General features: G+C 55.0%; 19 protein-coding genes. 7 read left to right on the top strand and 12 right to left on the bottom strand.

The window, feature by feature from the left end; translation table 11 throughout:
• The 10 genes from OCV64_RS13295 to pyrH all read right to left on the bottom strand — a co-directional run.
• On the bottom strand, positions 1–438 hold a 438-nt coding region (locus OCV64_RS13295), incomplete at its 3' end, for a ferritin (RefSeq protein ID WP_262670299.1).
• Between the two features lie 124 nt (positions 439–562).
• Entirely contained in the window at positions 563–4,747 is a 4,185-nt protein-coding gene (locus OCV64_RS13290) for a PolC-type DNA polymerase III (protein ID WP_262670298.1), read from the bottom strand.
• A gap of 64 nt (positions 4,748–4,811) precedes the next feature.
• Positions 4,812–5,849 (bottom strand): flavodoxin-dependent (E)-4-hydroxy-3-methylbut-2-enyl-diphosphate synthase, encoded by a 1,038-nt coding sequence (ispG, locus tag OCV64_RS13285; protein WP_147571729.1) that lies wholly within the window; start codon positions 5,847–5,849, stop codon positions 4,812–4,814.
• Between the two features lie 29 nt (positions 5,850–5,878).
• Positions 5,879–6,943 carry a M50 family metallopeptidase gene (locus OCV64_RS13280; protein ID WP_262670297.1) on the bottom strand — a complete coding sequence of 355 codons (1,065 nt, stop codon included), beginning with the start codon at positions 6,941–6,943 and terminating at the stop codon, positions 5,879–5,881.
• Between the two features lie 22 nt (positions 6,944–6,965).
• A complete protein-coding gene (locus tag OCV64_RS13275) occupies positions 6,966–8,102 on the bottom strand; it encodes a 1-deoxy-D-xylulose-5-phosphate reductoisomerase (RefSeq protein ID WP_262670296.1) in 1,137 nt (378 codons plus the stop codon).
• A 1-nt stretch (position 8,103) separates the two neighbouring features.
• Positions 8,104–8,286, bottom strand: a complete 183-nt coding sequence (locus OCV64_RS13270) for a hypothetical protein (protein WP_262670295.1) — start codon at positions 8,284–8,286, stop codon at positions 8,104–8,106.
• 80 nt (positions 8,287–8,366) lie between these two features.
• The gene (locus OCV64_RS13265; RefSeq protein ID WP_262670294.1) at positions 8,367–9,188 is read right to left on the bottom strand and encodes a phosphatidate cytidylyltransferase; all 822 of its coding nucleotides are present in this window, start codon (positions 9,186–9,188) and stop codon (positions 8,367–8,369) included.
• Between the two features lies 1 nt (position 9,189).
• Entirely contained in the window at positions 9,190–9,936 is a 747-nt protein-coding gene (locus tag OCV64_RS13260) for an isoprenyl transferase (RefSeq protein ID WP_262670293.1), read from the bottom strand.
• Between the two features lie 80 nt (positions 9,937–10,016).
• Positions 10,017–10,571 carry a ribosome recycling factor gene (frr, locus tag OCV64_RS13255; protein ID WP_147572011.1) on the bottom strand — a complete coding sequence of 185 codons (555 nt, stop codon included), beginning with the start codon at positions 10,569–10,571 and terminating at the stop codon, positions 10,017–10,019.
• A 42-nt stretch (positions 10,572–10,613) separates the two neighbouring features.
• Positions 10,614–11,330 (bottom strand): UMP kinase, encoded by a 717-nt coding sequence (gene pyrH, locus OCV64_RS13250; protein WP_147571723.1) that lies wholly within the window; start codon positions 11,328–11,330, stop codon positions 10,614–10,616.
• 200 nt (positions 11,331–11,530) lie between these two features.
• On the opposite strand from pyrH, the gene OCV64_RS13245 reads away from it, so the two are divergent.
• Both OCV64_RS13245 and OCV64_RS13240 read left to right on the top strand, forming a co-directional pair.
• Positions 11,531–12,358, top strand: coding sequence for a putative RNA methyltransferase (locus OCV64_RS13245; RefSeq protein ID WP_147571722.1), 828 nt, complete (start codon positions 11,531–11,533; stop codon positions 12,356–12,358).
• Between the two features lie 11 nt (positions 12,359–12,369).
• The gene (locus OCV64_RS13240) at positions 12,370–13,158 is read left to right on the top strand and encodes a ZIP family metal transporter (protein ID WP_262670292.1); all 789 of its coding nucleotides are present in this window, start codon (positions 12,370–12,372) and stop codon (positions 13,156–13,158) included.
• A 144-nt stretch (positions 13,159–13,302) separates the two neighbouring features.
• On the opposite strand, the gene gltX is transcribed toward OCV64_RS13240, so the two are convergent.
• Positions 13,303–14,790, bottom strand: a complete 1,488-nt coding sequence (gene gltX / locus OCV64_RS13235) for a glutamate--tRNA ligase (RefSeq protein ID WP_240287725.1) — start codon at positions 14,788–14,790, stop codon at positions 13,303–13,305.
• A gap of 157 nt (positions 14,791–14,947) precedes the next feature.
• On the opposite strand from gltX, the gene OCV64_RS13230 reads away from it, so the two are divergent.
• From OCV64_RS13230 to OCV64_RS13215, 4 genes are read left to right on the top strand one after another with little or no spacing between them, the layout of a single operon-like run.
• Positions 14,948–15,688: an SH3 domain-containing protein gene (locus OCV64_RS13230; protein WP_147571719.1), complete on the top strand. Its 741-nt coding sequence runs from the start codon at positions 14,948–14,950 to the stop codon at positions 15,686–15,688.
• Between the two features lie 27 nt (positions 15,689–15,715).
• Complete coding sequence (locus OCV64_RS13225) at positions 15,716–17,035, top strand: LysM peptidoglycan-binding domain-containing protein (RefSeq protein ID WP_262670291.1); 1,320 nt, start codon at positions 15,716–15,718, stop codon at positions 17,033–17,035.
• A 33-nt stretch (positions 17,036–17,068) separates the two neighbouring features.
• Positions 17,069–17,461, top strand: a complete 393-nt coding sequence (locus OCV64_RS13220) for a thioesterase family protein (protein WP_147571717.1) — start codon at positions 17,069–17,071, stop codon at positions 17,459–17,461.
• Positions 17,462–17,465: 4 nt separating this feature from the next.
• Positions 17,466–17,945, top strand: a complete 480-nt coding sequence (locus OCV64_RS13215) for a YbaK/EbsC family protein (RefSeq protein WP_240287729.1) — start codon at positions 17,466–17,468, stop codon at positions 17,943–17,945.
• Between the two features lie 83 nt (positions 17,946–18,028).
• Here the strand turns inward: OCV64_RS13215 and OCV64_RS13210 are convergent, their stop codons facing one another.
• Positions 18,029–18,796, bottom strand: coding sequence for an SDR family NAD(P)-dependent oxidoreductase (locus OCV64_RS13210; RefSeq protein WP_147571715.1), 768 nt, complete (start codon positions 18,794–18,796; stop codon positions 18,029–18,031).
• Positions 18,797–19,119: 323 nt separating this feature from the next.
• Here OCV64_RS13210 and OCV64_RS13205 point away from each other — a divergent pair, with 323 nt between their 5' ends.
• Positions 19,120–19,983 (top strand): MurR/RpiR family transcriptional regulator, encoded by an 864-nt coding sequence (locus OCV64_RS13205; protein WP_147571714.1) that lies wholly within the window; start codon positions 19,120–19,122, stop codon positions 19,981–19,983.
• Positions 19,984–20,036 lie beyond the last annotated feature (53 nt).

Raw genomic sequence — 20,036 nt, 5'->3', positions numbered from 1 at the left:
GTCGCCAAAGAGCCTCATCTTCTTGATCATATCCTCAGCTGTCTTTTCTTCTTCGCCTTGCTCCTTAACAAACCAATCCAGGAACTGCATGGTCCGGAAATCCTTGGCGGAATAGGCAGCCTCATAAATCGTGTGGATCAGGCTGGTAACATATCTCTCATGCTCAAGCCCCAGTTCCAGCACCTGCAATTTGTCCTTCAACTCCTTGTCAGGCTTGGCAATAGCCTCCAGGGTGACCTTCTCACCATTATTCTGCAGGTACTGCAGCATCAGTACGGCGTGGTCTCTCTCTTCCTGGGCCTGGATCATATACCAGTTGGCGAAGCCGTCCAGCCCCACCTCCTCATAGTACACAGAGAAGTCCAGATACAGATAAGCGGAGTAAAACTCCTTATTGATCTGGTCATTGATGAGTTCCGCAACTTTTTTATCCAACATAAAAATGACCCTTTCTTTGCATGATTACCCCTTATGAGGCAGATGTATCCTATCACAGCAGGTAAACTTTTACAAGTCCCTTTCTTCCCCTTCCCTGGAAAAGAAGATCGGCCAGTCAAATGCTCTAACCAAATAGAGAAAACAAATCTATTTGGCTGGTTTCCGGCATATCTCCGAAGGCTCCGGCCTCCTTCAGCATCTCAATGTGTGTCTTGGACACTTTGGGGCAGGCCGCTGTCACCTCTTCAATGGAGATAAAATGCCGGTCCCTGGCCTGCTCCGCCAGAGAGATGGCCGCTGTTTCCCCCAGTCCAGCCACAGACACAAATGGAGGAATCAGAGTTCCCTTTTCCTCATCCATAGCGAAATGGATGGCCTGGGATTTATACAGGTCCAGCCGCTCGAAATGGAAGCCCCGGAGATAGAATTCATAACAGACCTCCAGGGTAATAAGCATATCCTGCTCCACCGCTGTGGCCTCCTTATCCTTGGCGATAATCTCTCTCATCTTCTTTTGGCACACATCCATGCCCCGGCACATAAACTTCTCGTCAAAAGCCTTGGCCCGGATGGAGAAGAAGGCCGCGTAGAAAGCCAAAGGGCGGTGGACCTTAAACCAGGCGATGCGAAACGCCATCATCACATAGGCTACTGCGTGAGCCTTCGGAAAGAGGTAAGCGATCTTTTTACAGGAGTTGATGTACCAGTCAGGGACGCCCGCCGCCCGCATCTCCTCCTCCGCTCCTTCGGGCAGGCCCCGGCCCTTTCGGACCGACTCCATGATCTTGAACGAGCGCTTGGGCGGCATCCCCTTGGAGATAAGGAACAGCATAATGTCATCACGACAGCCTACGCACTCCGACACGCCGCCCGTACCGCTCATGATAATATCCCTGGCATTGCCCAGCCATACATCCGTACCGTGGGTAAAACCGGAGATCCGAAGCAGCATATCAAATTGGGTAGGTTGCGTTTCCTCCAGCACCCCACGAGTAAATCTGGTGTTGAACTCCGGAACGGCTACGGCGCCAGTGGGCCCCAATACCTTGTCGTTCTCAAACCCAAGGACCTTGGATGAGGTAAACAGTGACATGGTGTCTGGATCATCCAGCGGGATCTCCCTGGCATTCACCCCCGTCAGATCCTCCAGCATACGCACCATCGTCGGGTCATCGTGTCCAAGCATATCCAGCTTGAGCAGGTTGGACTCCATGGAGTGGTATTCAAAGTGAGTCGTGATGATGTCACTGTTCGGGTCGTCCGCAGGATGCTGGACGGGACAGAAGTCATAGATCTCCTTATCCTGGGGAATGACCACCATTCCGCCCGGATGCTGTCCGGTGGTGCGTTTGACGCCGGTGCAGCCGATGGCCAGCCGGTTCTCTTCCGCCTTTGAAACACTCTTTCCTTTTTCCTCAAAATATTTTTTTACATAACCAAAAGCGGTCTTCTCCGCAACGGTCCCGATGGTGCCCGCCCGGAACACATGGGTCTGACCAAAGAGCTCAAAGGTATACTTGTGGGCGCTGGACTGGTACTCGCCGGAGAAATTCAGGTCGATATCTGGGACCTTGTCGCCGCCGAACCCCAGGAAGGTCTCGAAGGGGATGTTGAAGCCGTCCTTGACATATTTTGTCCCGCAAACGGGACAGACAGCGTCCGGCATGTCCACTCCGCAGCCATAGAGGTGAGCGGGATCCTGGGCATAATCAAAGTCAGAATGCTTGCACTTGGGGCAGCGGTAGTGGGCTGGCAGGGAGTTGACCTCGGTAATACCGGACATGAAGGCGACCAGAGAGGAGCCCACCGATCCCCGTGAGCCTACCAGATAGCCATGCTCCAAGGAGTTTTGAACCAACTTTTGGGCGGACATATAGATGACGTCATACTTACACCGAATAATGTCTCCCAGCTCGGCGTTGATCCGGTCCACCACAATCTGGGGCGGCTCCTCTCCATAGAGCTCATGGGCCTTCCCCCAGACCAGACGGGTCAGCTCTCCATCAGAGTCCTCAAGCTTGGGGGCGAACAGCCCCTTTGGGAGCGGTTCAATGGGGTCACACCAGTTGGCGATCAGATTGGTGTTTTCCACCACCACCTGATGCGCCTTCTCCTTTCCAAGATAGGAAAACTCCTTCAGCATCTCGTCCGTAGTCTTGAAATAGATTGGCAGGGCCTCGTCGGCATCCTCAAACCCCTTAGAGGCCAACAGGATGTGCCGATATATCTCGTCCTCTGGGTCCAAGAAGTGGACGTCGCCGGTGGCGCAGACTGGTTTCCCCAGCTCCTCCCCCAGCTTGACGATGGTACGGTTGAAGTCCCGCAGCTCCTCCTCGGTGCGGACCATCCCCTTACGAAGCATGAACATATTGTTGCAGATCGGCTGTATCTCCAGATAGTCATACCAGGAGGCAATACGCTTCAGCTCTTCCCAGCTCTTCCCGTCCACCACGGCCCGGAACAGCTCTCCCGCCTCGCAGGCCGAACCGATGATAAGCCCCTCCCGATTCTCCTCGATAAGAGATTTGGGTATGATAGGGACTCGCTTAAAGTGCTCTAAGTAGGACAGGGAGATCAGCTTGTATAGATTGCGAAGGCCGGTCTGATTCTTAGCTAGAACAATCAGGTGCTTTGGCTGGCGCTTGGCTCTGCCGCCCTTGCGCAGCTTGGGCATGTAGCCGTTGATCTGGTTAAGGTTATCAAGGCCGGCTTCCTCCAGCATTTCAAAAAAGTGGGGCAGCATATAGGCCACCGTGGCTGCGTCATCGCTGGCCCGATGATGGTTAAAGGCCGGGAGACGCAGATGCTCCGCCACAATATTCAGCTTGTGCTTGTTCAGCTCCGGCAACAGATTCTGGGCCAGGATCAGGCTGTCAACGGAGGGATTGTGAAAGGGGATGCCATATCGCTGACACCCCTCCGCGAGAAAGCCCATGTCGAACTCGGCGTTGTGTGCAGCCAGAGGACGGTCACCGGCAAACTCCAAAAAGGCACGAAGTGCCTCCTCCTGGGATGGGGCTCCTACCAGCATTTCATCCGTGATTCCGGTCAGATTGATAATGTCGGCAGACAGGATACGGCCTGGTGAAACAAAGGTATTGAAGGTATCGGTGATCTCGCCGTTCTTCAGCACCACGGCGCCAATCTCAATAATGACCTCATATTTTTTATGAAATCCGGTGGTTTCCAGGTCAAAGCATACGATCTCTTCCTCAAATCCCTGGTCCGGTGTCCCATGGATGGCCACCCGGTCGTCCACGTCGTTGACAAAATAGGCCTCTACGCCATAGAGCAGCTTGATCTTTTTGGCCGAATGCCAGGCGTCTGGGAAAGAGTGGGCCACACCGTGGTCGGTGATAGCGATGGCAGGATGTCCCCAGGCCTCAGCCCGTTTTACCACATTTTTGTCTGGCCCCAGCTTTGGTCCCACAGAGGTCAGCGCATCCATGGAGGACATGGTAGTATGCAGGTGGAGCTCCACCCGCTTCTCCGGTGCTGTATCCTCCTTCATTTTCTTTTCCACAGCGGTAACGGCCACAGGTTCCAGCACCATATCACCATAAAACCGGTCCATGTTCAGCCGGCCCTGGACCTTGACATGCAGCCCCTTTTTGATCCCATCCACCAGCGGTTTTCCCTCATCGCCTGGAAAAAATTTATTGACGCGGATAGAGCCGGTATAGTCGGTCATATCAAAGGCGACTACCCAGGCTCCCCGCTTTTTCAGCTCCCGGTTATCCACAGCAAAGACATCGCCTTCCACCACCACTGTACCCATGTCCAGCTCCAGGTCCCCCATAGGGGTGGGAGCTTTGGTGATAGTCTTGCCGAAGATCGCTTTGCCGGTGCTCTTCTTCTCCCCCTTAGGAGCAGAAGGGCCTGAGGGCTTTACGCCGGCCCGCTTCAAGGCTGCCTGCCGAATGGCCTCGGTGCGTGCGAAGGGATCCTCGTCGCCGCGGGGTTCGCATCCTTCGCTTCCGGCTGTTGGCAAAAGCTCACTTACTTCGCCGCTCCTTTTCTCCAAACCGGACCCGCTTCTCTGGGCTCCAGTTTGGGATACGGAGTTGTCTGCCGGAGCTGCCGCCTCGATTTTCACACTGCCCAGGCCATAGGCTCTGCACACCGCCTCCTCCGCCTGGACTATTAGGTTCGGCCCCGCGCCTTCCGCTCTCTCCACCAATATTTTAGCGCTTCGGCTGCCTTTGTCGATGGCGGCGGATACGATCAGCCAGCCCTCCACGCCGTTGGACAGCTCGGTCCACTGGCGCAGGGCGGCAAACATCTCTAAAAAAGGTATCTTCTGGGACATTGGTGCTCGATTCTCCTTGCGCTTCTTACCTGGAACGCCCTCACCGCGCCCAGTCCATCTGTTTTTATAGTGTATCGATCAGTGCAAACAGCTCGTCCACCAACTGATCCTGTGGGACCTTTTTGACGATCTGCCCCTTTTTGAAGAGCAGGCCTTCCCCCTGTCCTCCCGCAATTCCACAGTCGGCGGCTGAGGCTTCCCCAGGACCGTTGACTACGCAGCCCATGACCGCTACGGTGATCGGCTTATCCACCGCCTTCAGACGCTCCTCCACCTCCCCAGCCAGGGAGATCAAATCGATACGAGTACGACCGCAGGTGGGGCAGGAAACCAGTTCCGCTCCCTCTCTTCGGATGCCTGCCGCCTTCAGGATATCCCGTGCGGCCATGACCTCCTGTACCGGGTCGGCGGACAGGGACACCCGCATCGTATCACCGATGCCCAAAGCCAGCAGCCCACCTATTCCAATGGCCGACTTTAGAGTGCCCATACGGACCGTGCCCGCCTCAGTTACTCCAATATGTAAAGGGTAATCACTTTTCAGACTCATAAGCTGATAGGCTTTCATAGTAGTGGGGACACTGGAGGACTTCAGGGACACGCAGATATCATCAAAGTCAAATCGGTTCAGCAACCGAATATGGCCGAAGGCAGATTCCACCATCGCCTCTGGGCACACCTTGCCGTATTTGGCCAGAATATCCTTCTCCAGCGAGCCGCCGTTTACCCCGATGCGGATCGGGATGTTCCTCTGGCGGCAGGCATCGGCCACCGCCTTTACACGGTCCTCACTCCCGATATTTCCGGGATTGATCCGGACCTTGTCGGCGCCGGCCGCAATGGCTTCCAGAGCCAGCCTATAATCAAAGTGGATATCCACCACCACAGGCAGCGGACTGCGCTCCTTGATTTTTCCTACCGCATGGGCCGCCGCCTGGTCAGGGACAGCCACCCGGACGATATCGCACCCGGCGGTAGCCAGAGCCCGTATCTGGGAGAGAGTGGCATCCACATCATCTGTACGGGTATTGGTCATAGACTGGATGGAAACCGGCGCCCCGCCGCCTACAGGTACGCCTCCTACATGGATCTGTCTGGTCATGTCACAAATCCTCCCTTTCCGGACACTTCTTATCTTCCGAACAGCTTACCCACATCACTTAGGGTGACCACCAGCATCAGGCACATCAGCGCAGCCAGACCGGCCATGTGGACGTATCCCTCGTACCTGGGATCTATTCTCTTTCGGAACAGTCTATAAAGCACGATGTTAAGCAACAGGAAAAACACTCTCCCGCCGTCCAACGCTGGCAGCGGCAGAAGATTCATGACCGCGAGATTGACCGCGATGAGGGCCGCAAAATAGGTCAGGCTGTAAAAGGCCGCATAGGCAGACGTAGCCGAGCTCCCCACTTCCGTCATGGTATCCACGATGCCGACAGGTCCGGACAGGTCGCGGACTCCCACAGATCCTGAAATCAGGTCCCCCAGACTGATCCACACCAGGCGGACAAAGTCCAGGGACATATTCCAAGCGTATTGCACCTTTCCAAATCCGGACAGTGGCGCAGCCTCCGAAGCCACCAGGATTCCGCGGCGGTTTGTGGTCACTCCTTCCTCGTCGGTACGCTCCTGACGGGGCAGATAGAGACCGTCCAGTCGCACCGTCTGCCCGTCGCGCTCCACTACGATGTCTAGCGTATCCCCCGCCCGCTCCAGATACATCTGGGCATTGCCGTAAACCAGGATTCGGTGACCGTCAATAGACAGAAACCGATCCCCTGGCAGGAGCCCGCATTCTTCAGTTCCATAGCCGGGGGTAGAACCTCCGTAGGTTTCCACAAGGACAGCCTGCTGTGGAACATAGAGAATCAAGATCAGAAGCAGTCCAGTGAGAAAATTCATCGCGGCACCGGCGCACAGAATAACCATTTTCTTCCAGCTTGCGGCCTTTCCAAAGGCCCGTGGATCAGCGGAGTCATCGTCCTCCCCCTCCATGGCACAGTATCCGCCAATGGGAAGGATACGGACGCTGTAAAGGGTGTCGCCTCGCTGCTTTTTCCAGATAGCTGGGCCCATCCCCACAGAAAACTCGTTGACCTTTACCCCCAGCAGCTTTGCCGTGGCGAAATGGCCCAATTCATGGGTGGCGATCAGGATGCCGAAAATGAGAATTGCGACGATGATATAGAGCATAGAACCTCCAAAAAAGGTAAAATCAATCAATGGCCTCTCGCGCTGCCCGGTCAGCCTCCAGGACGTCGTCTAACCCAGGCTCCCGAACTACTGGTACCCGCTCCATGGCCAAGGCCACCTTCTCAGCGATCTCCAGGAATCCGATCTTCCCGGCTAGGAACTGGGACACCGCCTCCTCGTTAGCGCCGTTGAGGATGGCGCCGGCTGTCCCCCCTGTTTCGGCTGCCTCCATCGCCAGCTTTAGGCACCGGAAAGTATCTGTATCCGGTGTCCCGAAAGTCATTGACCCACAGTTCCACAGGTCCAGTGGGACAGCCGGACCGGGCGTCCGCTTAGGCCATGTCAGGGCATATTGGATGGGCAGACGCATATCTGGCGCACCAAGCTGGGCAATCATGGCATTATCACAGTATTCCACCAGCGAGTGGATAATACTCTCCCGGTGGATCAGGACAGAAATTTTCTCCGGTGGCATCCGATATAGGTGCATAGCCTCAATAAATTCCAGCCCTTTATTCATCAGGGTGGCCGAATCCACAGTGATCTTCGCCCCCATTGACCAGTTTGGATGCTGTAAAGCGTCTTTCCTAGTCATCCCCTGTAATTCAGCCCTTTTTTTGCCATAGAAAGGTCCGCCGGAGCAGGTGAGGATCAGCCGTTTGACCTCTCCCCTGTCCCTGTTGCCCTCCAGGCATTGGAAAAGGGCGGAGTGCTCTGAATCCACAGGTATGATCTGGGCCCCATAGTCCCGAGCCTCCTCCAGTACAAGCTGGCCGGCACATACCAGCGTTTCTTTGTTGGCCAGAGCGATCCGCTTCCCCTCCCGAATCGCGGTCAGGGTGGGACGCAGACCGATCATTCCCACCACAGCGGTAATGACAGTGTCAGCGCTGGAAAGGGAAGCTGCCTCCAGAATGCCCTCCATACCACCTAACACCCTGACGTTCGTATCGGCAAGTTTGACCCGCAGATCGCCGGCCGCTCTCTCGTCCATCAGAACAGCAAGCTCAGGCCGGTATCGGCGCGCCTGCTCCTCCAGCAGTTTCACACTGGAATTGGCTGTAAGCGCCACCGCCTCCATACCGCAGGCGGAAATCACCTCCAGAGACTGCCGCCCGATGGAGCCTGTGGAGCCTAAGATTGTGATTCGTTTACTCATATTAAAATACCCTCAAAATCAAAACGGCAAGGCACACAACAATCCCGGTCAGAAGGGAGGCAATCACTGTGTGCGGGTCCCACTGTTTCTTCTGTGCCGGGGTCTTATAGCACACGGCAGCTCCAGAGAATATGGCAACGAAGATTGCCAGCCAAACAAACAAGGGCAAACCGGCAAATTCCAAGTTTATCCTCCTTACAACGCCAAGCACACGAAGTTCGCCCGACCAAAATTTTCTTTACCTCTTTTCTAAAAGAGAGGAAATTAGAAGGCCGGAATCAGTTCCACTAAAATCAACAGCATGGGTGCGGCGAAAATCATAGAGTCAAATCGGTCCAGCATCCCTCCATGTCCTGGAAGCAGAGTCCCATAATCCTTGATGCCGAACTGCCGCTTTACCAAAGAAAAAGACAGGTCACCCAACTCAGTAATAGCGCTTCCCAGTATCCCATAGAGCGCCATGATGTGAAGTTCCACAGACAAGCCTGCGAATTGCCGCAGAAGCAGGCCGTAACCCAGGAGGAACAGACCTCCGGTCAGCAGTCCTCCAATATAGCCTTCCACAGATTTATTAGGGCTGACCTTGGTGACACCCCGGTGTTTCCCAAGAAATACGCCCGCAAAATAGGCTCCGATGTCGGTAGTAAAGGCGCAGAGCACAGGCAGCAGCACTAAAAATCTGCCGTTCTCCATCATTTTGAGGGGTATCAGTGAGGACAGAAACAGGGGAACAGCGATGCCCCCAAAGAGGCAGACAACAATCTCACTGAATTTGATCTCTCGCTCTGTGCCGTACTGGCGGACAGCAAAGAAAAAGGCCACAGCCATCAATGCGAGAGAAACCGCCCGGATATACCAACCACCATAGCCCCACCGCCAGCATCCAAAGGGAATCATAGCCGCAGCGATGGCAGTAAAAATATACAGTCCATTATGGTGAGCTACCTGTGTCGCCCGCAGCAGTTCAAAAGAGGCAAGGGCCAAAATAAAGGCCAGCATCACGACCAAATAGATTGGCGGCAGGAAGAATAGCACGCTTAGAAAAAAGGGGGCCAGTACCACCCCGACACAAATACGTTTCAGCAAATCACACACCTCCAAACCGACGATCTCTATTCTGATACGCCGCAATAGCCTTGTGGAGCTCAACCTTAGAAAAGTCAGGCCAGAGTACATCAGTGAAGTAAAACTCCGAATAGGCAGACTGCCACAGGAGAAAATTGGACAGCCTCAGCTCCCCACTGGGGCGGATGACCAGATCCGGGTCCGGGACTCCTCTGGAAAAAAGGTATCGTCCAAACTGCTCTTGTGTCAGATGGTTCGGGTCCGCCTTTCCCTCCAGGCAATCTTTGGCATAGTCCATGGCCCCCCTAAGCAGCTCGTCTCGCCCCCCGTAATTCAGGCAGATATTGACCTGGCAGCCCTCGTAGTGGCGGGATATCTCTCTTGTCCGCTCACACAGCTGTCGAAGCTCAGGGGTCAGAGGGGAAAGATCTCCAAAAAATTCCATTTTTACTCTATCCCGCTCCATCTGCCCGATGGCCTCCAAAAGATATTTCTTCAACAGGCCCATGATGGCAGATACCTCATCCGGAGGCCGCTTCCAATTCTCCGTAGAAAAGGCATAAACTGTAAGGTATTCCAGTCCAATCTCCTTGCAGTAGGTGGCTATGGTACGGAAATTCTCTGCGCCGGCGGCGTGGCCGGCTGTACGCGGCATTCCTCGTTTTTTTGCCCAGCGACCATTTCCGTCCATGATAATCGCGATATGCCGGGGCAACCGCTTCAGGTCCACCGCTGGCGCTCTATCCGCTTTTGATCTGAAAAAATCCATAAATTGATATCCTATCCGCACAAATGCAGAATGCAGAAGAAAAAATCATTCCGCATTCTGCATTGTGCATTTTCAGTTCATTAAACTGCCATCAGTTCGGCTTCCTTTTTGGCTGTCAGGTCATCGATATCCTTGCATCGCTTATCTGTCAGGTCCTGCAGCTCCTTCTCCATGGATTTCTGGTCGTCCTCGGTGAGCTCGCCGTTCTTCTTCATCTTTTTGAAATCTTCCATGGCGTCCCGGCGAATATTACGGACGGCCACCTTGCCCTCCTCGCCGTACTTGCGGACCTGTTTACCCAGTTCTTTACGGCGCTCCTCCGTGAGCTGGGGAAAAGCTAATCGAATCACACGCCCGTCATTCTGGGGGTTAATGCCCAGGTCAGAGGTCTGAATTGCCTTTTCAATCGCCCTAAGCAGGGTGGCATCCCAAGGCTGGATCACCAGGGTCCGGGGATCGGGAGAGGACACGGCAGCCACCTGATTCAGCGGCGTGGGCGTTCCATAGTACTCTACCATAATCCGATCCAGCACGCCGGCATTGGCGCGGCCCGCCCGGACAGAGGCAAAATTGGACTTGACTACCTCGATGGTTTTGAGCATCTTATCATCGTATACCTTATTCTCTGGACTCATGGTCTTAACTTCCTTTCCTTGTTCCATTTCTCTGTTCAGGGCTCATCCGCCCACAATAGTACCGATCTTCTCCCCCATAACTACTCGGAGGATATTCTCCGGGTCCTTGAGTGCAAAGAGCAAAACAGGGATCTTATTGTCCATAGACAGAGATGTAGCAGTGGAGTCCATCACCTTCAGATGCTGGGCTAGCACATCGTCATAGGTGATGGCGTCATACTTGACCGCACTGGGGTCCACCTTGGGGTCTGCGGAATAGACGCCGTCGATATTCTTGGCCAGCAGGATGACATCGGCGTCGATCTCCGCGGCACGAAGGACCGCCGCAGTATCGGTAGAAAAGAAGGGATTTCCAGTGCCGCAGCCGAAGATGACCACTCTGCCCTTCTCCAGATGGCGGATGGCACGGGATCGGATATAGGGCTCTGCCACGGACCGCATCTCGATTGCCGTTTGGACCCGAACTGGCACCCCCTTTTGCTCCAGCACATCTGCGACCGCCAAGGCGTTGATGGTCGTAGCCAGCATACCCATATGATCAGCGCGGACCCGCTCCATCTGGTCGCCGCCGTCTTTTACTCCGCGCCAGAAGTTTCCGCCGCCGACGACCACGCCTACCTGGACACCAAGCTCCACACACTTCTTCACTACATCACAGACACTGCCAATCACATGAAAATCCAGTCCGCGGGAAGCTTCGCCAGCCAGGGCCTCACCGCTGATTTTCAGCAGGACTCTTTTATATTTGGGCTGCTCCATAGGAACCACTCCTCGTGTTTCATTTTTTCTATTTTAATATAATTCTTTCCATTTGCATAGAGGGAAAGACAAAGTTTTTGAAAATATCTTTTTGTTCATGGCGGCCCCTAATCACGCTTGCAGCCCGGTCTCCTGCTCTGCTATAAAAATTCCTTGCCTTTTTCTTTGTCGCGCCCCATAATAAAGCTTGAGGTGACACCATGGAAAGTCTGTTTTGCTGTCCTCTCTGCTTAGGAAACTTGGAGCGAAGCGAGGGACGATACCACTGCTCTTCCGGACACAGCTTCGATGTGGCGTCGGCCGGCTATACTCATCTCTTGCCCGCCAACCGCAAGCACTCCAAGAATCCCGGTGACGACAAAGAGATGGTGGCCGCTCGTGCGGCCTTTTTGGAGCGCGGGCACTATGCCCCGCTGCTGTCTGCCCTGTGCGCCGCCGTGCTAGACCAGGTGACCGCCTCCTCCCCTGTCCTGCTGGACAGCGGCTGCGGCGAGGGCTATTATACCGCCGGACTGCACAATGCCCTTACTCACTCCGGGCGGCAGCCCAGAACAGCCGGCATCGATATCTCCAAATTCGCCCTGCGCCGTGCGGCCAAGCGGATTCCCCAGGGGGAGTTCGCCGTAGCTTCAGTCTACCGGCTTCCCCTTGCCGCCCGGAGCGTAGACCTAGTAACAAATATCTTCTCCCCGTTGGCGGCGGAGGAGTTTGCTCGGGTGCTTCGGCCTGGTGGACTATTCTGCTACGTGGTCCCCTCAGCCCGTCATCTTTGGGAAATGAAAGAGATCCTATACCCCGTCCCCTATGAAAATCCTGTAAAGCGGGAAGACTATCCAGGCTTTGATTGGGTTGGGGCGGAACAGGTTCGCTATGGTCTCCACTTGGATCGCCCTGAGGATATTATGGCACTGTTCCGCATGACTCCCTATGCCTGGAAAACACCCCGTGAGGGCATAGAACGGTTGAGCTCACTAAGCCAGATTGACACACAGATTGGATTTGACATCCACCTGTATCGCAGAGAGTAAAGGAGCGTTATATGTATCATCCTGTCCTATGGGCGGCCTTTGGCACCGGAATTACCTGTCTGTCCACGGTTCTTGGCTCCGCCACTGTTCTATTTGTCCGAGGTAAGACTACCCCCACCCTTCAGCGGATGTTTTTGGGCTTCGCGGCCGGGGTAATGGTGGCCGCCTCAGTATTCAGCCTGCTCCTGCCCGCTATCGAGGAGGCGGAGGCCGCTGGCGGGGTTGGGTGGCTCCCAGCAGCAGGAGGCTTTATTCTGGGGGTGCTGTTCCTGTGGGGACTAGACTCCCTTCTACCCCACCTACATCCGGAGTCAGACGCTCCAGAGGGTCTCCCTTCCTCCTGGCGGCGGACCACCCTGATGGTGCTGGCGGTCACCCTCCACAACATCCCAGAGGGAATGGCGGTAGGCCTTTCCTTCGCCCTGGCCGCCCAGAGTGACGGCGGAAGCCTGTCTGCCGCCATGGCGTTGGCGGTGGGCATTGGCCTTCAGAATTTTCCGGAGGGCGCCGCTATCTCCCTCCCCCTTCGTCAGGAGGGGATCAGCACCGGCCGAGCCTTTCTGTATGGCGCTCTTTCCGGAGTGGTAGAACCTATTTTTGGCATTTCAGTGGTTTTGGCCGCGGGAACCATCACCCCCTTTATGCCCTGGCTGCTCTCCTTCGCCGCCGGCACCATGATGTATGTAGTCACAGAGGAGCTCATCCCGGAGGCGCATTTGGGAGAGCACTCCAATACCGGCACGATGAGCGTGATGTTTGGCTTTGTCATAATGATGATCTTAGACATCGCACTGGGATAGAAAAGCTTATAATTCTTATATGTCAACGCCCGTCCATCTACTTTCGTCAGATGGGCGGGCGTCTCTGTTTCCTGGGGTAGATTGAACACTGTTACGTCGGCCCATTAGGGAACGTTTCAGAGGGGGCTCCCACTTCTGCCTTGTTCAGCTCAACTTCTCCAGCCCCAGCTTCAGCCGGCGAATCGTTTCCTCCCGACCGAGGATCTGGCAGATCTCTACCGCTCCTCCAGGTGTCACCGCCTTGCCGGCGGCGGCGATGCGAATGGGCCACATCAAGGTGGCGTTCTTGACCTGCAGCCCCTCCGCCAGACCGACCAGGCTGTCGTGGATCATCTCCTGGTTCCATACAGGGATAGCCTCAAGCATGGGGATAGCCGCGTGGAGCATATTCCGGCAGACACCGGGATCGGTTTTTGATTTCTTGTTGGTAAACAGCGCCACATCATACTCTGGCAGAGCATCAAAGAAGTCCACCTTTTCGGGAATGTCTATCAGTTTCTCGCATCTGGCCTGAAGCAGGGCCGCCACGGCTTCTGCCGAGATATCCGGGTTCTTCACCCCCTGGCGGATATAGGGCTCCGCCGCCCGAGCAAATGCTTCGGGGGACATGGCCCTGATATACAGGGCGTTGAAATGGGTCAGCTTCTCTATATCGAAGATGGCCGGGGACTTGGACATCCCCCCAAGATCAAAGGCCCGTGCCAGCTCTTCCAGGGAGAATACTTCCTGCTCGGCCAGTTCTCCTCTGGGCGACCAGCCTAACAGGGCCACATAGTTCAAAATGGCCCCGGTCAGGAACCCCTGGGCCTTCAGATCCTCATAGGAGGGGTCTCCGTGGCGCTTAGACATCTTGTTCTGGGCGTCCCGCATGACAGGCGAGCAGTGGACATAGGTGGGAATGTCCCAGCCAAAGCCCCGGTACAACAGGTCATATTTTGGGGCGGAGGACAGGTACTCGCTCCCACGGACCACATGAGTAATGCCCATTAGGTGGTCGTCGATGACATTGGCGAAGTTGTAGGTGGGCATCCCATCCCTCTTGATGAGCACCTGGTCGTCCAGCGTGTCGTTCTCTACTGTGATATCGCCAAAGATGGCATCGTGGAAGGTGGTGCTCCCACCATGAGGGATCTTCTGCCGGATGACATAGGGCTGCCCGGCGGCCACACGGGCCTCCGCCTCCTCTTTGCTCAAGGAGCGGCAGGGGTCATCGGACCGGTCAAAATCACCGGAGTCCTCCTCCGACTCGCACTTCTCGCAGAAGCAGTAGTAAGCGTGCCCCCGCTCCACCAGTAGCCTTGCATATTTTCCGTAGGTATCCCTTCGCTCTGACTGGATATAGGGAGCCACAGGGCCACCCACATCCGGGCCCTCGTCATGATCCAGCCCGCACTCGGCCAGAGTCTTATAAATGACCTCGGTGGCTCCATCCACCAAGCGGCCCTGATCGGTGTCCTCAATACGCAGGATGAAGGTTCCGCCGGCGTTCCGGGCAATCAGCCAGGTATAAAGGGCTGTTCGCAGATTACCCACATGCATATATCCTGTGGGAGAGGGGGCAAATCGGGTGCGTACCTTCCCTTTGGGGATTTTAGCCTCCATCTCCTCAAAATAGTTTCTATCCAGTTCCATATCTTGTTTCCCTCCGTCGCAGCGGTCATACCGCTTTCTCGCCAAGTGGTCTGCCGTTATTATATTGGATTTTTTTGCTCTTGGCAAGTGGTCAAGGACTCTGACGCACCAGATACTCCCGTTTTTCATAGAATGGAGAAAAAACGGAGGTATCTCTATGCCCATTATCTATCTCTCCCCCTCCACCCAGGAGTGGAATTACTTTGTCACTGGCGGCACGGAAGAGCAGTACATGAACCAACTGGCTGACCTGATGGTACCCTATCTGGATGCCTCAGGTATCCGGTATGTCCGCAATACCCCTGATATGACCGCCGCCTCGTCCATTGCCGCCTCTAATGCCGGAAATTTTGACCTGCACCTGGCTCTTCACTCCAATGCCGCGCCGGAAGGACAGTATGGCACCGCACGGGGCTCCCTAATCTTCTACTATCCCGGCAGTGTCCAGGGAGAAAAGGCGGCACAAATCGTGGCTGATGGTTTGAAAGCGATCTATCCGGTCCCTAATCTGGTGCAGACAGTTCCCACCACCTCCATTGGTGAGGTGCGCCGGGTCCGGGCTCCCTCTGTTTTCATTGAGCTGGCATTCCATGACAACCTGGAGGACGCAAACTGGATCATCGACAACCTGGGCGCCATCGCCCGCAATATTGTTCTCTCCCTCACTGAATATTTCCAGATTCCCTTTTTTGAATCAGAAAACCGCCATCCCGGCGTAGTAGATGTCACTTATGGTTACTTGAATATCCGCTCCCGTCCCACTACCCAGGCCCCTGTGATCGCCCAAGCGCCGGACGGAGCTCCCATCACCATCATCAATCAGTGGGATGGCTGGTATTTGGTCAACTATCAGGGTTCTATCGGTTACGCAAAGGACGATTTTGTAACACTGAATTAGCTTTTTCCTTAGAAAGGAGGCTTTCCTATGGATATCCATGTAGTCAAGTCCGGAGATACTCTCTATTCCATCGCCCTCCAGCATGGCGTGCCCATGTCACAGCTAATCCTTGATAATCAGCTGCCGGAGCCGGACCGCCTGGTCGTAGGGCAGGCCATCGTAATCCAATACCCGGAACAGACCTACACGGTCCAGGCGGGCGATACTCTTTTTTCCATCGCTGCCGCGCACCAGACTACTGTGCGCCAGTTGCTGCGCGATAACCCGGCGCTGGGCGGCGGGGACCGGATCTTCCCCGGTCAGGTCTTGATTCTCTCCTACCGTCAGACGAGGGAGGGAACCTTATCTGTCAACGGATACGCCTATCCCCATATCGACCGTGGACTGCTCCAGCGCACGCTCCCCTTCCTCTCCGATTTGACGCCCTTTACCTATCGATTTACAAACCAAGGGGCGCTCATCCAGCTAGACGACCAGTATATGATCGATGCTGCCCAGTATATGGGAGTTCGGCCTGTCTTTCATCTCTCCAACCTTGATGACACTGAGGGAGCTTTTTCCCAGGATCTGGCCCACATTGCCCTCACAGACCAGCAGGTCCAGACTAGGCTAATCCATGAAATACTGGGAACTTTGCACAGCCTTGGCTATCAGGGACTGGATGTGGACTTTGAAAATGTGGCCGCCCAAGACGCTCAGGCTTATGCCCAGTTCATCAGCCGCCTCCGTGAAGCCCTATCTCCGCACAACATCCCTGTCCTAGTGGCCCTCACAGCCAAGACCTCACGGAATCAGCCCGGTTCTCTCTACGAGGGTCATGATTACCGCCTGCTGGCCCAGGCGGCGGACTATGTTCTGCTGATGACCTATGAGTGGGGCTACTCTTATGGACCTCCTATGGCCATAGCGCCTATCCGAAACGTACGTCAGGTGATAGAATACGCGCTAACGGAGATGAAAGCAGAACAGATCTTTTTGGGTATCCCCAACTACGGCTACGATTGGCTGCTCCCCTATCAGCAGGGGCGGCGCGCGCCCTCCATTTCTAACCAGGAGGCAGTCCAACTGGCGATCCGCCATTACGCCGCCATCCGCTATGATCAGGAGGCTCAGTCCCCCTGGTTCCGGTATGTGGATGGAAGTGGGCAGGAACACGAGGTCTGGTTCGAGGACGCCAGGAGCATCAAGGCCAAGCTCGCCCTGACTCAGGAATACGGTCTCTATGGAGTGGGGTATTGGAACCTGATGCGGCCCTTCCCGCAGAACTGGGTAGTCCTCAATTCCCTGTACCACATCCGGGAAGAGCTTTCATCGGGGACTGGATTTTTTTCCTCCTCTGCTGTATAATAGGCATTGATTTATACAAAGGAGGACGTTTTCATGTCTGTCACGATTGGAATGAAAGGCAGTGCAGAGGCCCTTGTCTGTGAAAGCAACACAGCTCAGGCGGCCGGCTCCGGCACGCTGCCTGTCTTCGCCACCCCGTGGATGTGTGCTTTGATGGAACAGGCATCTTGGACCGCCGTGGCCCCCGGACTAGAGGAGGGGGAGAGTACCGTAGGAACTAAGCTGGACGTCTCCCATGACTCCGCCACGCCCTTAGGTCTGAAGGTGTGGGCTGAAAGCGAGGTCACTGAAGTGGACGGCAAGCGCATCCTTTTTCAGGTAACCGCCTACGATGAGAGAGGGCCCATTGGGAAGGGCACCCATGAGCGGTTCATTATCACGGACCGGCGTTTTCTGGATAAGGCCGCCCGGAAGCTGGAGGGCTGAGTCCATGTCTATCGAGAAGGTCAAAGCCTACTTCCGTCCACTGGGCCGGGAACAGGATATCCTGGAGTTCCCGGTATCCAGCGCGACAGTGGAACTGGCCGCACAGGCGGTCGGTGTTATCCCTGCCCGGATCGCCAAGACGCTCTCTTTCCTGGTGGACGGGGCGTGTATTCTGGTGGTCACCGCTGGAGACGCAAAAATCGACAACAGCAAATTCAAGGCTTTCTTCCATACCAAGGCCAAAATGCTGACTCCGGAGCAGGTGTCCCAGCTCACCGGACACACGGTCGGCGGCGTCTGCCCCTTCGCCAACCCTCCGGGGGTGAAAACTTATCTGGATATTTCTCTCCGCCGGTTTCAGAGCATCTTCCCTGCCGCCGGCAGCTCCAACTCCGCCATTGAGCTGACCTGCCCGGAGTTGGAGGAATATTCCGGCAGTCTGGAGTGGATCGATATCTGCAAGGGCTGGCAAGAGGAATCCTAAACCATTTCACTTCCCCACAGCATGAAAAAACAGCGGACCCGACGTTTGTCGGGTCCGCTGTTTTTATGTAACTGTTCCAAGGCTCAACCAAAGTAGGAGGCGCCGTTGATGTTGACATCCTCACCAGAAATATAGGAGGCCTCGTCAGAAGCCAGCCACACAATGGTATTAGCCACCTCACGGGCAGTGCCGGCGCGGCCCATAGCCTGCTTGGCGCGGGACTCCTTCTCCGCCTCATCAGAGAGTTCAGCACGGATATCAGTGGCAATCAGACCGGGACACACACAGTTGACGGTGATCATATCCTTGTACCGCTTGCACAGTTCCATGGCTTGGGCACGGGCAAAGGCTATGATGCCAGCCTTCGCAGCGCAGTAGTGAGCGCCGCCGTACACACCGCCGCCGCACTTGGCGGAAACGGAGGAAGTATTGACAATACGGCCATAGCTGTTTTTGACCATGTAGGGCACGACTAGCTTGGAGCACAGGAAGGTACCCACCAGGTTAACGTTCATAATGCGAATAAAGTCATCCTTGGTCATATCAGCGATGGCGACGGGCTGGGTGATACCGGCGTTGTTGCATAGCACATCGATACGGCCGTACTTGGCAAACACAGCCTCAAACATAGCGGTAACAGAGTCAGCATCGGTAACGTTGACGCTGACGGCCATAGAATCACAGCCAAATTCCGTCTTCAGGTCGTCGGCGTTCTTCTGGGCACCCTCCAGATTCATATCAGCGACCACGACGTTACAACCCTTCTCGGTCAGAGCGCGGGTGATCTCCCGGCCAATCCCGTGTGGAGAGCCGGAGCCGGTAACAATGGCGACCTTACCTTCAAAATCCATGATGATTTCCTCCTGTTCAGCTTTTTTGATACTCCACAGTCCGAGCCCATGGAGCGGTTACACAGGGAATCTCTCCCCCGGTTCCCTTCAGCTCATGAGTATCATATCATTTAAATTATGAAATTTCAATCATTATATTTTAAAAATATTGAAATAATATTTCATTTATAATGCACAAAGAAATTTGTAGGTTGCCGCCGCCTCTCTGGGGACAATGGACCGATATGAGGCTGTCATCCTTGACTTTACATCGAAAAGCAGTATAATTTCACTATACTGACCATGTCTTGATAGAAATAAGCCGGATAACAGGAGTTTTATTCATGGAAGAATCCTTGCTTTATATCCAGCGCATCAAAGCTATGTATCAATCGCGGACCTTCTCCAAATCTGACCGCCTGATCGCCGACTATATCCTAGCGCATCCGACCTGTGTTGCCTCCACCACGGCTGCCGAGCTGGGAGAGGTCACCGGGACGAGCTCTGCAACGGTGGTCCGTTTCTGCCGGAAGCTGGGGTTTTCCGGTCTTGTTGATTTGAAAATGAGCATGGCCTATCGCTATGCCAACGGTGAAAACATCATCATGGACCTGGACCGAGGGGATAATGTCCATCAGATCAAGCAGAAGGTCATCAGCTTTACCAAAATGGTGGCAGACCATTTGATGGAAAGTCTGGATGATCAGGCCCTGGCCTGCGCGGCCCAGGAGATTCTCAGGGCAGAACAACTGGTTATCGTTGGCGAGGGGGGCTCTGGCACCATTTGTAGAGCTGCTTACGACATCTTTCTAAAGCTGGCGATCCAATGCCGCTATGTATCAGATCCCCTCTTTCAAGCCATGGAGATCGGGTCTATGAAGCAGACAGATGTACTGCTCCTAATCGTCAACTCTGGCCGTACAGCCAACATGGTCCAAAATGCCCAACTGGCCCATGCCTGCGGGATCAAGACCATCGGCATCGTCGGTTCCTCCAATTCTCCCATCTCACAGTATTTGGACATTGAGATCCGGACAAGCCTTTTCCGCAGCGACTACTTCAGCGATCTGGCTGCTGCCAGGACCTGCGAGTTGACCGCCATCTCCATTCTCCATTCTATCATCGCTCTGTCCTGTGACGAGGCGCGGCTGGCAAAAGGACAGCGGATCGCCGCTTTCATGGAGAAAAAAAGGCTGCCAAATAGCTGACCCACCGCAGGATGCTACAAATATAATAAGGCGGCCGCCCCTGTGGGGCGGCC

This window comes from Muriventricola aceti, from assembly GCF_025567565.1.
Lineage (GTDB): Bacteria > Bacillota > Clostridia > Oscillospirales > Oscillospiraceae > Lawsonibacter > Lawsonibacter aceti.
This window is presented reverse-complemented; position numbering and strand designations above follow the sequence as displayed.

Excerpts from the sequence above, each read along its gene's own strand:
- gltX (WP_240287725.1), bottom strand. The coding sequence starts at position 14,790 with ATGGAACTGGATAGAAACTATTTTGAGGAGATGGAGGCTAAAATCCCC.
- OCV64_RS13215 (WP_240287729.1), top strand. The coding sequence starts at position 17,466 with ATGTCTATCGAGAAGGTCAAAGCCTACTTCCGTCCACTGGGCCGGGAA.
- OCV64_RS13210 (WP_147571715.1), bottom strand. The coding sequence starts at position 18,796 with ATGGATTTTGAAGGTAAGGTCGCCATTGTTACCGGCTCCGGCTCTCCA.
- frr (WP_147572011.1), bottom strand. The coding sequence starts at position 10,571 with ATGAGTCCAGAGAATAAGGTATACGATGATAAGATGCTCAAAACCATC.
- OCV64_RS13205 (WP_147571714.1), top strand. The coding sequence starts at position 19,120 with ATGGAAGAATCCTTGCTTTATATCCAGCGCATCAAAGCTATGTATCAA.
- OCV64_RS13245 (WP_147571722.1), top strand. The coding sequence starts at position 11,531 with ATGGAAAGTCTGTTTTGCTGTCCTCTCTGCTTAGGAAACTTGGAGCGA.
- ispG (WP_147571729.1), bottom strand. The coding sequence starts at position 5,849 with ATGACCAGACAGATCCATGTAGGAGGCGTACCTGTAGGCGGCGGGGCG.
- OCV64_RS13290 (WP_262670298.1), bottom strand. The coding sequence starts at position 4,747 with ATGTCCCAGAAGATACCTTTTTTAGAGATGTTTGCCGCCCTGCGCCAG.
- OCV64_RS13260 (WP_262670293.1), bottom strand. The coding sequence starts at position 9,936 with ATGGATTTTTTCAGATCAAAAGCGGATAGAGCGCCAGCGGTGGACCTG.
- OCV64_RS13280 (WP_262670297.1), bottom strand. The coding sequence starts at position 6,943 with ATGCTCTATATCATCGTCGCAATTCTCATTTTCGGCATCCTGATCGCC.
- OCV64_RS13220 (WP_147571717.1), top strand. The coding sequence starts at position 17,069 with ATGTCTGTCACGATTGGAATGAAAGGCAGTGCAGAGGCCCTTGTCTGT.
- pyrH (WP_147571723.1), bottom strand. The coding sequence starts at position 11,330 with ATGGAGCAGCCCAAATATAAAAGAGTCCTGCTGAAAATCAGCGGTGAG.
- OCV64_RS13240 (WP_262670292.1), top strand. The coding sequence starts at position 12,370 with ATGTATCATCCTGTCCTATGGGCGGCCTTTGGCACCGGAATTACCTGT.
- OCV64_RS13275 (WP_262670296.1), bottom strand. The coding sequence starts at position 8,102 with ATGAGTAAACGAATCACAATCTTAGGCTCCACAGGCTCCATCGGGCGG.
- OCV64_RS13225 (WP_262670291.1), top strand. The coding sequence starts at position 15,716 with ATGGATATCCATGTAGTCAAGTCCGGAGATACTCTCTATTCCATCGCC.
- OCV64_RS13230 (WP_147571719.1), top strand. The coding sequence starts at position 14,948 with ATGCCCATTATCTATCTCTCCCCCTCCACCCAGGAGTGGAATTACTTT.